The organism is Polaribacter sp., assembly GCF_049276715.1.
In the GTDB taxonomy this organism is placed as follows: domain Bacteria; phylum Bacteroidota; class Bacteroidia; order Flavobacteriales; family Flavobacteriaceae; genus Polaribacter.
Genome location: NZ_JBASWY010000008.1, coordinates 66893 through 78957 on the forward strand (window position 1 = coordinate 66893; position 12065 = coordinate 78957).

Consider the following 12065-nt stretch of genomic DNA (forward strand, 5'->3'; position numbering starts at 1 on the left):
TTATTAAATAGCCTAATTATGATTAATAATCAGGCTATAAAAAAATCTACTTTTTGGTCGATTTTGTTTTCGTATTTGCTGCCTTTTTTACAGGAGTCTTTTTTACTGCTTCTTTTTTAGCAGATGCTGCTTTTACAACAGGTGCAGTTTTAGCTACAGTTTTTTTTGCTGGTGTTTTTTTAGCACTTACTTTTTTTTCTGCAGGTTTTTCTGATTTTACTTGGTCTGTTACAAAAGTTCCCCAAGTTAAATTCATTTGTCCTTTTTTGTATTGCTTTGCTTTTTCAATAGCCATATTTGCTGCATTCTCTACAATCCAATCAAAATTTTCTTGACCAACTGAATGAATATCTGCATCTGGAGCTGGGTTACAAAAATCGATTGCATATGGTACACCATCTCTTACAGCAAATTCTACTGTATTAAAATCATACCCTAAAGCTTTGTTTAAACGAATACAATATTCGTGGACTAAATCTAATATTTTTTGATCTACAGGTTCTCCATCTAAAACATAACGTAAATGATGAGGATTTCTAGGCTCATACTGCATAATATGCACATTATCTGTACCTAAAACATAACATCTAAAGTATTCTTTAAAGTTAATTTCTTCTTGCAACATCATTACTAAATGTTCAGTTTCCCCATGTTTTTGCCATAAATCTTCTGGATTATCAACTTTATAAACACTTTTCCAACCACCTCCATCATGAGGTTTCATGTATGCAGGAAAACCAACAGTAGCAAACATTTTTTCCCAATCAAATGGGTATTTCATATTTCTAAAAGAATTTTCTGTTGTATCTGGTGGTCTTTGAGAAGTTGGTAAAATAAAAGTTTTTGGTACAGGAACTCCTATTTTTTCAGCCAAAGCATTGTTAAAGAATTTTTCATCTGCACTCCACCAAAAAGGATTGTTAATTACAGCAGTACCAGTAATTGCAGCATTTTTTAAATATGCTCTATAAAAAGGAACATCTTGTGATATTCTATCTATAATTACTGCGTATTCATCAGATTTTGCTTGTTCTACAGTATCTATAGATACAGCTTCAGCAATCATATCTTTAATGCCTTGAGCTGCTATTTTTTGATTTACTCTATCAATAAACGCTTGAGGAAACGTGTTTTCTTGTCCGAATAAAATTCCTATTTTTCTCATAATAAATATTTGTATTATTGATTTTTTGTTGATTTACTTTTTAAATTTTCGATAAATAATGAGGAAACATTTCTCTCCAAATTGGCCAATCGTGATTTGCCCATTTTCTTTCATCATACCAAAAAGGAATATTTTTATCACTTAATATTTTTGCCAATCTTTTGTTTGCGTCTAAACAGATATCCCAATCACTAGTTCCGAGAATAATGTTCATGTTCCATAAATCTGAATGGTTACTTCCTGGTAAAAAATCTACAGGATTGTTAAAGAAAACGTTATCATCATAATAACCATCCAAAAAAGATTTAATATCAAAAGAGCCACTTAAGCTAAACATATGGCTTACTCTTTCTGGGTGCTTAAATGCAAAATTTGCTGCATGATAACCCCCAAAACTTACACCAGCAACTGCTACTTTTTGAATTCCTCTTTGATGACAGATTGGGTTCACAACTTCATCCATAATAAACTTATCGTACCAAATATGATTCTTTACACGATCTGCAGGATGAATGTTTTTATCATACCAACTTAACTCATTTATAGAATCTGGACAGAAAATTTGCACCAAACCTTCTTCTAAAAACCATCTTGCAGATTCGATAAGTTTCATGTCTTTACACTCGTAAAAACGTCCCATAGTTGTTGGAAACAAAACTAAAGGATACCCTGCATGACCAAAAACCAACATTTCAATGTCTTTATTTAATGTTGGTGAATACCATTTATTATAATCTTCTTTCAATATAAAAAAATTAAATTAATTTCAAAATTTCAAGGCGCAAAATTACACAATTCCAACTACTTACCCTAAAATTTAAGAAATATCAAGTTTAATTGAAATGAACTATTTAATTTTTGTAAACTTCCTATAAATAACGTTCTTTTATTACATTTAAATGATGAATTTGGTGTCCAGAAAACAAATATCCTAAAGCTCTGACAGACATATTATTATTCGAGGCATTGCCAATTCTTAATAAGGCTTCTTCAGAAAAACTTTTGTATAATAAAATGGTGCTTTTTCTGAGAATTGCCATTTCTTCCAATAAATCTTCAAAATTTCTTTCTTGAGAGTTATCATTTGCTACAAAAAAATCTTGATCGAAACCTGGCAAAGAAGTTTTGTCGTTTCTAGCAAAACACAAAGCTCTGTAGCTAAAAACTCTTTCTGTATCTATAATATGCTGGATCACTTGTTTAAGAGTCCATTTACCTGCTGCATATGCGTAATTTTGTTTTTCTAAAGGGATGGTTTTTAACACTTTTTCAAACTCTTTTTGAGAATTAATTAAGTTCTCTACAATTGTTTTTTCTAGTTTTTCTATTTGGTTAATGTAGAGTGCATAATATGGAGCGTATTCGTTTTTGGGAATCATTTCAATAGATTTATGTATGTTTGTGAAAGTTAAATGAATCCTTTTAAATGACCAAATTATTCATAAACATTAAAGAATTAATTCAAGTCAGAGACGCTTCTATTAAAAAGGTTTCTGGTAAGGAAATGGCTATTTTACCTACCATTAAGAATGCTTTTTTACTTATTGATAAAGGCATAATTATAGATTTTGGGTTGATGAGTAATTTACCCATTTTTAAAGTTGATAAAACTATTGATTGTTCTGGTAAAATGATATTGCCAACTTGGTGCGATTCTCATACACATATTGTGTTTTCAGGAAACAGAGAACAAGAATTTGTAGATAGAATAAACGGTTTAAGCTACGAAGAAATTGCTAGGAATGGAGGTGGAATTTTAAATTCGGTTAAAAAATTACAAGAAACTTCTTTTGAAGATTTGTACCAACAATCTGCAAAAAGATTAGAAGAAGTGATTGCTTTAGGAACTGGTGCTATCGAAATAAAATCAGGCTATGGCTTAACATTTGAAGCGGAATCAAAAATGTTAAGAGTCATAAAAAAACTTAAAGAGAATTATCCAATTCCCATAAAAGCAACTTTTCTAGGAGCACATGCATTTCCTTCTGAATTTAAAAACAATAAAAAAGGGTATATTGATTTGATTATCAATAAAATGTTACCAAAAATAAATGAAGAAAATTTAGCAGATTTCGTAGATGTTTTTTGTGAAAAAGGATATTTTTCTGTGGATGATACAGACAGAATTTTATCAGCAGCAAAAAAATATAATTTAATTCCTAAAGTGCATGTAAATCAATTTAATGCCATTGGTGGAATTGCAATTGCAATAAAACATAATGCTTTATCTGTAGATCACTTAGAGGTTTTAACAGACGAAGATGTTGTACATTTAAAAGATTCTGAAACTATGCCTGTGGCACTTCCCTCCTGTTCTTTTTTCTTAAGAATTCCTTATACACCAGCAAGGAAAATTATAGACAACAATTTACCCTTGGCTTTGGCAACAGACTATAATCCTGGTTCTACACCTTCTGGGAATATGAATTTTGTTGTATCAACAGCTTGTATTCAAATGAAGATGACACCTGAAGAAGCCATCAATGCTGCAAGCATAAATGGTGCTTTTGCCATGAATTTGTCTGATAAAGTAGGTAGTATAACAACAGGTAAACTAGCCAATTTTATCATTACAAAAAAAATACCTTCTTATGGTTTTTTGCCTTACAGTTTTGGTTCTAATTTAATTGATTCAGTGTATCTAAAAGGAAACAAAATTTAATGTTTTACAGCACTTTTTCTTACTTAAAATTTTTGATAAAATCTACCAATCAGCATGGAGTACATTCTCCTTTTGTCTACGATTTTGTAAACAAAGGATTGTATAAAAAAGATTCAAAAAACAATACTAGTATTGAATATTCAGAACTAAAAAACTTATCAAAAAAAGAAAAAAAAATACTCTCAAAAATTATAGCTTACTTTAATATTGATACTATTTATTTTGATATTGATTCGTTAAATAAAACTTTAGATAAAGATTATAAATTACTATATATCAATAATATATTAAAATTTAATTTATCTTTTTTAAATCAATTAAAATCAAAAGACATTTTAATAATTAAAGGTATTCATCACAACAAAAATAGTAATCAAGCATGGTTAAAAATCATCAAACATAAAGAAACTACAGTAACCATAGATTTATTTTATTTCGGAATTATTTTCCTCAGAAAAAAACAAGCAAAAGAACATTTTATAATAAGAGTTTAACATTTGCTCAATAATAAACTTTGTAACTTTGATGCTTTCAAATTTGAAACACAGAACATGAAAATTTATACAAAAACAGGCGATGCTGGAACTACTGCGCTTTTTGGTGGTACAAGAGTAAAAAAATACAATTTACGCATAGAAAGTTATGGTACTGTAGATGAATTGAATTCTTATATTGGTTTAATAAAAGACCAAGATATAAGCGATATTATAAAAGCAGCTTTGTTAAAAATTCAGAATGAGTTATTCACTTTAGGAGCCATGTTAGCAACTCCAAAAGATAAAGAAACCTTAAAATCTGGTAAAGAGCGTTTAAACATTCCTAAAATAGATGAAAAATCTATTCAATTTTTAGAAGATGAAATTGATGCAATGGATGCAGAGCTTCCTCAAATGACTCATTTTATTTTACCTGGAGGTCATCAAGCAGTGTCATTTTGTCATATAGCAAGATGTGTTTGCAGACGTGCAGAACGTTTATCTGTGGAATTAAATGACCAGGAAAATATTAATAATGACATTTTAATCTACTTAAACCGACTTTCTGACTATCTTTTTGTGTTGGCACGAAAGTTGTCTAAAGACATATCAGTAGAGGAAATTAAGTGGATTCCTACTAAAAATTAACAAGTTCTTTTTTTATTGATTTATATTTCTTAAAAAAGACTTGCATAATTGAGTAAAAAAATTATTTTTGCATCAAATTAAACAATAAGAAATGTATTGGACATTAGAATTAGCATCTTATTTAGCAGATGCACCTTGGCCAGCAACCAAAGACGAATTAATAGATTACGCTATTAGAACTGGAGCTCCTTTAGAAGTAGTTGAAAACTTACAAGATATCGAAGACGAAGGTGATGCTTATGATTCAATTGTAGAAATTTGGCCAGACTATCCTACAGAAGATGATTATCTTTGGAACGAGGATGAATACTAAACATAACAATAAAATATAAAAAGTCTCTAAAGAGGCTTTTTTTTTGTTTTCATTTAACCTAAAAAACATATTTTTTTAGTTTAATGAAAATTAAGCAAATAGCAATCAACACAGTTATTTTAAGTAACTGAAAAATATATAGATAATGAGCATTTTAAATTCTGTCATCAAACTATTTGTAGGTGACAAACAACAAAAAGATTTAAAAATCTTACAACCAATTGTAAATGATGTAAAGAAATTTGAAACAGAGATTTCTAAACTTTCTCACGATAATTTACGAGCAAAAACAAACGAGTTTAAAAATAAAATAAAGGCTGCTACAAAAGAAATTGATGGTAAAATCGAAACTTTAGAAGCAGAAGCTAAAAACGCAGAAATAGATCGTCAAGAAGATATTTATGCAGAAATAGATACTTTAAAGGACGAAGCTTACAAAATTTCTGAAAATACATTATTGGAAATAATGCCAGAAGCTTTTGCTGTAATTAAAGAAACTGCAAAACGTTTTGTTGAAAATGAAGAAATTGAAGTTACAGCCACTCCTTTTGACAGAGAATTGTCTGCAGAAAACGATCATATTTCTTTGGAGGATGATAAAGCTTTTTGGGCTAATTCTTGGGATGCAGCAGGAAAACCTGTTACTTGGGATATGATTCCTTATGATGTTCAATTAATAGGTGGTTCTGTTTTACATCAAGGAAAAGTTGCAGAAATGATGACAGGTGAAGGAAAAACATTGGTTTCTACACTGCCTGTTTATTTAAATGCGCTTACTGGAAATGGCGTTCATGTAGTTACAGTTAACGACTACTTAGCAAAACGTGATAGAGCTTGGATGGCTCCTATTTTTGAGTTTCACGGACTTTCTACAGATTGTATAGATTATCATCAGCCAAATTCTGATGCTCGAAGAAAAGCCTACAATGCAGATATTACTTATGGTACAAATAACGAATTTGGTTTCGATTATTTACGTGATAATATGGCTAGCTCGAAAGACGATTTAGTACAAAGAGCACCAAACTATGCTATTATTGATGAGGTAGATTCGGTTTTAATTGATGACGCTAGAACTCCATTAATTATTTCTGGTCCTGTTCCTCAAGGAGACAGACACGAATTTAACGAGTTAAAACCTTTGGTAGCAGATTTAGTTACGCTACAAAAACAAAAATTAGTTGGTGTTTTAGCTGAAGCAAAAAAATTAATTTCTGATGGAAATGATAAAGAGGGTGGTTTTTTATTGTTAAGAGTTTATAGAGGTTTGCCTAAAAACAAAGCCTTAATTAAATTTTTATCTCAAGAAGGGATTAAACAAATCTTGCAAAAAACAGAAAATTATTACATGCAAGATAATAACAAACTAATGCCAGAAGTAGATGAAGATTTATGGTTTGTTGTAGAAGAAAAAAATAATCAGATTGATTTAACTGACAAAGGAATTGCACATTTATCAGAAAAAACAAACAACGATAACTTTTTTGTATTACCAGATATAGGCGTAAAGATTGGAGAAATTGATAATTCTGACTTAGAAGCTTCAAAGAAAGCATCAGCAAAAGAAGAATTATATAAAGATTTTAGTATTAAAAGTGAACGCATTCACACTATGAATCAACTTTTAAAAGCATACACTGTTTTTGAAAAAGATGTAGAATATGTGGTAATGGAAAATAAAGTAATGATTGTTGATGAGCAAACTGGACGTATTATGGATGGGCGTCGTTATTCAGATGGTTTGCACCAAGCAATCGAAGCAAAAGAAAATGTAAAAATTGAAGATGCTACTCAAACTTTTGCAACTGTAACTTTACAGAATTATTTTAGAATGTACAGAAAACTGTCTGGAATGACAGGAACTGCAATTACAGAAGCAGGTGAATTATGGGAAATTTATAAATTAGATGTTGTAGAAATACCGACAAATAAACCTATTCAAAGAGATGATAAAGAAGATTTAGTTTATAAAACTGCTCGTGAAAAATACAATGCTGTTATTGATGATATTGTAAAACTAGTTGACCAAAAACGACCAGTTTTAGTAGGTACAACCTCTGTAGAAATTTCAGAATTACTAGGTAGAATGTTACAAATGCGTAAAATTCCTCATAATATATTAAATGCAAAATTGCACAAACGTGAAGCAGATGTAGTTGCAGAAGCTGGTAAACCAGGAGTTGTAACCATTGCAACCAATATGGCTGGTCGTGGAACAGATATTAAGCTTTCTCCAGAAGTAAAAGAAGCTGGAGGTTTGGCAATTATTGGTACAGAAAGACACGATTCTAGACGAGTTGACAGGCAGTTAAGAGGACGTGCAGGAAGACAAGGAGATGTTGGTTCATCGCAATTTTATGTGGCTTTAGACGACAATTTAATGCGTCTTTTTGGTTCTGACAGAATTGCAAAAATGATGGATAGAATGGGTTTAAAAGAAGGGGAAGTAATTCAGCATTCTATGATTACCAAATCTATTGAAAGAGCTCAGAAAAAAGTCGAAGAAAACAACTTTGGTATTCGTAAACGTTTGTTAGAATATGATGATATTATGAACGCACAACGTTCTTTTGTTTACAAAAGAAGACGCAATGCTTTAGATGGAAAACGCTTGCAAGTTGATATTGCAAATATGATTTATGATACCTGTGAATCTATTGTCAATAAAAATAAAGCTGTTAAAGATTTTCAGAATTTTGAATTTGAATTGATTCGTTTTTCATCGATGACTTCTCCTTTTACAGAAGAAGAATTTAACAAAAAATCAGAAAAACAGTTGGCAGACGAACTTTATGATATTGTTACGAAACATTATAAATCTAAAATTGAAAGAAATGCTGTTTTAGCATATCCTGTTATTAAAGATGTTTATGAAAATGAAGGTGACAGATATGAAGGAATTGTAGTTCCTTTTACAGACGGAATTAAATCCTTGCAAGTGGTTACCAATTTAAAAGAGGCTTATGAAAGTGAAGGGAAAAGCTTAATTACTGACTTTGAAAAAAACATCACTTTAGCAATTATTGATGAAAACTGGAAAGATCATTTGCGTAAAATGGATGATCTAAAACAGTCTGTACAAAATGCATCTTATGAGCAAAAAGATCCTTTGTTAATCTACAAATTTGAAGCGTTTGAACTATTCAAATTAACAGTTGATGAAATTAATAAAGAGGTTTTATCTTTCTTATTTAAAGGAGAATTGCCTGCACAGAATAGAAATCAGATTTCTGAGGCTCGTCAGCAAAAAAGAGAACGTTTAAATACGAGTAAAGCAGACGTACAAAACTCTACAGAACAAGCAATACAAAACTCTAGACAACAGCAAAGAGAACCTGTTGAAACCATTGTAAGAGAACAACCTAAAATTGGTAGAAACGAAAAAGTTACTATTAAAAATGTGATGAGTGGTGAGGAGAAAGAAGTGAAGTTTAAACAAGCTATACCTTTATTAGAAAAAGGAGAATTTGTTTTGGTGAATAAATAAAAAACCTTATTCTGAAGCTGTTTCAGAAATACATAATATGTTGAGAACCTGAAACGAATTCAGTTTTAAAAACCAAAAAATCCGTTTAGAAAATATTCTAAACGGATTTTTTATAAATCACAAGTCACATCTTATATTTAATTAGAAGCCTGATCCTGGAGCTTCTGGGCTTTGAGCTTGCGCTTTTTGTGGACTTAAAATCATATAGGTACCTAAGGCAGTTAATGCTGCATATTTACTGTAATTTCCTATCTTTTTAAGAGCTTCTTTACGAGATATTTCTTGTTCTATGATGTTTTCTTTATTGTTTTTCATGATGTTTTGTCTTTATAATTTTGGTTAATTATTCTAAAATGATTTTTTTATTCAAATTACCGTTTTCAGTTTGTAACTGAATAATATAAACTCCTATGGCTAAATTTGTTAAAGAAATATCTTTAACTCCATTTGATTCAAAGGAAGAATTCATCACTTGTTTTCCAAGTACATTGTATAATTTAATATTTGCTTTCCCTTGTTGTAAACCAACTATTCTCAAAGTTTTTGTATCCGTTTTATAGATACTTACATTTTCTAAAGCAATATTATCTGTACTTAAAGCAGATTTAGAGGATGTGTGTAGATAAAAACGACCAATTCCACTAGCTGCTTGTTCTAAAGTAATTTTATAATTAGATTCCTTTAAGTTTGTAAAAATATTCTTTTCTCTATCTTCAAGAAAAACATTAATTCCTTCTGGCAAGTTTAAAGTTTCAACAGAAAAAGTGATTTCTTTGTTTGCTATAGCTTTTATACCTAAAGGTGTTATTGTAGATTCTATTTCAGATAATGGCAAAGATTGTACTTGATAGTTCTTACCTAAATTGTCTTCTACTAACTGAGAAAACAAATCGAAACTGCTTTCTATTCCACCAAAAACTTCTCCTTCATAACCAGCATCAAAACCATTTGTTACATTATTTAGAAAATAAAACTTAGCAAAACGATTATTTTCTCCATCATTCATTAAAAGTTGAACTTCTGTTTTTGATGATTTTTGAAAAGTATCTGCATTTGCTGCTTGATTAGATTTTGCAAAATTGACAGTAGTTCCAGAAGTTGCTTTTACGAAAAATCCTTGACCTGGAGCTAAAATAAAATTATCCCCTTTCGCTGTCATTGTAATGTAATTACCACTTGAAACACCTTGTTTCCATATCCAAATTTGAGTTTGATCTAAATTTGAATTATTATCTAAAAAAGTTTGACTACTAATATAAGATGTGTAAGGGCTTCCTAGTAAATTAAAACCATTTCCTGCAGTGGAAACAGTAACACCATTCACATCATTAGTATTTATAGTTCCAGTAAATGCAACTGTACCTGTACTTCCTCTTTTTACAGAATATCCAATTCCTGATGTAAAAGTGCCTGCATTACTATCATCATCTTCTAAATAGGTAAACTTTAAACCAGCTCCATTGGCATCATTATAAGTTGCTAAACCTCTTTTTGAACCACTAGTTGCTAAATTATTTGCTGTAGCATAAGCATTATTATAAGCTTGACCAGCAACTGGAGAAGCTACTAAGTGCCAACCATTTGCATTACCAGCAACAAAATCTAAAGTTCTATTATATGTTACATTACCTGTTACAGTAGAATTTGCAATAAAAGAAGTTCCTGGTGCCATATTTATACTAAAAGTAGTAACAGCAGCATTAGCAATTGGGTAGTTTGTTAAACCAGTTGGAATTGAAACAGCAACAAGATCTGTTGGTATTTTGTTTGTACTCCAATTTGCTGCAGTGTGCCAATCAGTATCTGTACTACCATCCCATGAACTAGATGTTAATACTTTATAAACGAATTGAGTATTCGCTCGTTGAGATTTTCTATTACTCGAAGATGATAAAGTACTTGGTGCAGATGAACTACCAGATTGATAAATTAATGAAACGTGTGAAGTTGCAGTCCAATGCCAGTTTAATGATCCATCACCAGAAAATAACAAATTTGGTTGTCCAGCATCAGCAGGAACTAAAGCAGAACAATCCCAATCTACAGCAACTTCTAAAGTACCACCTGTGTAATTAAAGTTTGTATCTAAATCAAAGCTTAAAAACCCTTCAACTCCTGGAAAATTATTAGAAGTATTAAATGTGTAAGTACCTACTAAAGTAGCACCATCAATAACATTTATCCATTCAGTATTTACTGCTGGAGCCTCTGTTATACTTGAATTTTTCATATATATCCTCAAAACAGCATCTCCAGAAGCTGTTATTACATTTGTAGAACCTAAATCAAAATCAATTTTAGAAATTAAGGCGTTTGAAGTTAAGGTTGTCAATTCTGTAGCAGTATAAGCTAGACTTGCACGTGAATATACAGCATTAGATGTAGAACTAGAACGTTGAAATGGACCTCTAGTTGCTGATGCACTAGTTCCTGTGCCAATTGTTAAGGTATTTTCTGCATTAGGATCTGTATAAATAAATTGAGTATTTACTCGTTGAGATTTTCTGTTACCAGAAGATGTAAGAGCGCTTGGGGCAGATGAACTTCCTGATTGATATATTAAAGATGTATGGCTCGTATTATCATAATGCCACTCCAAAGAACCATTACCAGAAAAGTATAAATTTGGTAGAAAAGGATCTGCAGGTAATAAATTAGAACTATCCCAATCTATAGCAACTTCTAAAGCATTTCCTGTATAATCAAAATCGCTATCTAATACAAAACTTAAAAAGCCTTCTGATCCAGGAAAATTATTGGTAGTGTTAAATGTATAAGTTCCTACCAAAGTAGCTCCAGTTATAGCGTCATTCCAGGTTGTATTTAATGCAGGAACTTCTGTAGCACTTGAATTTTTCATGTAGATTAACATGGTAGCATTACCAGAAGCTGTAATAATGTTTGAAGAACCTAAATCAAAATTAATTTGAGAGATAACCGCAGTTGAAGTTAAACCACTTAACTCTGCAGCAGAATAAAGCATAACCGCTCTTGAAAAAACAGAGCTGGAACTAGAACTAGAACGTTGAAAAGGACCTCTTGTTGCTGAGGAACTTGTGCCTGAACCCAATGTGAGCGTTTGAGGAACCTGCGAAAAAGTCACTCCAACTATAAGGAGCGTTAATAGAAGTAATATTTTTTTCATAATAAATTTGTTTTTGAAATTATTCATTTTAGTTTGTTTTATTTTATTGGTTAACCATATTGGTATTCCAAACTGGTTAACCAATAAAATATTTTCAAATACAAACTTTATTCCAAATAAAAAAAATAAAATATTAAATATTTTAACCGAATTCTATACTATATTATAA

The 12065-nt window shown here is 30.7% G+C and carries 10 protein-coding genes; 5 read left to right on the plus strand and 5 right to left on the minus strand.

Annotated features, from left to right (window positions below; translation table 11 throughout):
- Positions 1–46 precede the first annotated feature (46 nt).
- The 3 genes from WAO74_RS01950 to WAO74_RS01960 form a co-directional block, all read right to left on the minus strand.
- Positions 47–1165 carry a hypothetical protein gene (locus tag WAO74_RS01950; RefSeq protein ID WP_422159233.1) on the minus strand — a complete coding sequence of 373 codons (1119 nt, stop codon included), beginning with the start codon at positions 1163–1165 and terminating at the stop codon, positions 47–49.
- Between the two features lie 40 nt (positions 1166–1205).
- A complete protein-coding gene (locus tag WAO74_RS01955) occupies positions 1206–1910 on the minus strand; it encodes an esterase family protein (RefSeq protein ID WP_422159235.1) in 705 nt (234 codons plus the stop codon).
- Positions 1911–2034: 124 nt separating this feature from the next.
- Positions 2035–2544, minus strand: coding sequence for a DinB family protein (locus WAO74_RS01960; RefSeq protein WP_422159237.1), 510 nt, complete (start codon positions 2542–2544; stop codon positions 2035–2037).
- Between the two features lie 47 nt (positions 2545–2591).
- Here WAO74_RS01960 and hutI point away from each other — a divergent pair, with 47 nt between their 5' ends.
- The 5 genes from hutI to secA all read left to right on the plus strand — a co-directional run bounded on the left by hutI (position 2592) and on the right by secA (position 8751).
- Positions 2592–3827, plus strand: coding sequence for an imidazolonepropionase (gene hutI / locus WAO74_RS01965; protein WP_422159238.1), 1236 nt, complete (start codon positions 2592–2594; stop codon positions 3825–3827).
- Positions 3828–3859: 32 nt separating this feature from the next.
- Positions 3860–4321 (plus strand): hypothetical protein, encoded by a 462-nt coding sequence (locus WAO74_RS01970; protein WP_422159239.1) that lies wholly within the window; start codon positions 3860–3862, stop codon positions 4319–4321.
- Between the two features lie 57 nt (positions 4322–4378).
- Positions 4379–4951: a cob(I)yrinic acid a,c-diamide adenosyltransferase gene (locus WAO74_RS01975; RefSeq protein ID WP_422159241.1), complete on the plus strand. Its 573-nt coding sequence runs from the start codon at positions 4379–4381 to the stop codon at positions 4949–4951.
- A gap of 91 nt (positions 4952–5042) precedes the next feature.
- Complete coding sequence (locus WAO74_RS01980) at positions 5043–5264, plus strand: DUF2795 domain-containing protein (protein ID WP_018942163.1); 222 nt, start codon at positions 5043–5045, stop codon at positions 5262–5264.
- A gap of 145 nt (positions 5265–5409) precedes the next feature.
- Positions 5410–8751: a preprotein translocase subunit SecA gene (gene secA / locus WAO74_RS01985; RefSeq protein WP_422159243.1), complete on the plus strand. Its 3342-nt coding sequence runs from the start codon at positions 5410–5412 to the stop codon at positions 8749–8751.
- Positions 8752–8892: 141 nt separating this feature from the next.
- Here the strand turns inward: secA and WAO74_RS01990 are convergent, their stop codons facing one another.
- Both WAO74_RS01990 and WAO74_RS01995 read right to left on the minus strand, forming a co-directional pair.
- On the minus strand, positions 8893–9066 hold the full coding sequence (locus WAO74_RS01990) for a hypothetical protein (protein ID WP_422159244.1): 174 nt from the start codon (positions 9064–9066) through the stop codon (positions 8893–8895).
- Between the two features lie 28 nt (positions 9067–9094).
- The gene (locus tag WAO74_RS01995; RefSeq protein WP_422159245.1) at positions 9095–11896 is read right to left on the minus strand and encodes a T9SS type A sorting domain-containing protein; all 2802 of its coding nucleotides are present in this window, start codon (positions 11894–11896) and stop codon (positions 9095–9097) included.
- Between the last annotated feature and the right edge of the window lie 169 nt (positions 11897–12065).